This window comes from Microbacterium sp. GbtcB4, assembly GCF_019091465.1.
GTDB classification, from domain to species: Bacteria; Actinomycetota; Actinomycetes; order Actinomycetales; family Microbacteriaceae; genus Microbacterium; species Microbacterium paraoxydans.
On record NZ_JAGXJJ010000725.1, the window covers coordinates 1 to 231 of the forward strand.

Here is a 231-nt window from a genome sequence, read left to right on the forward strand (position 1 = left end):
GATCTCGAGACCGAAGGTGTGCCAGATGCGGGTATCGGGCATCATGCCGTGGAAGAGAGGGAGATCCGACCCGCACACGGCGGCTCCCGTGACCCGGACGATCGCGTCGTTGGGGTGTTGGATCGACGGATCAGGTTTCTCCTCGACGGGGATCTTGTACGGTCCGCGGTAGGTCACCGCCTCCATCGGATGCTCCTTCGCTACGTGGAGTGACCGACGCTAGGCGCCGCC

The 231-nt window shown here is 64.5% G+C and carries 1 pseudogene; it reads right to left on the reverse strand.

The annotated features are described in order from the left end of the window. Positions 1-186 (reverse strand): annotated as a pseudogene (locus KVS71_RS19400) (glutathione-dependent formaldehyde dehydrogenase); the annotation flags it as partial. Between the last annotated feature and the right edge of the window lie 45 nt (positions 187-231).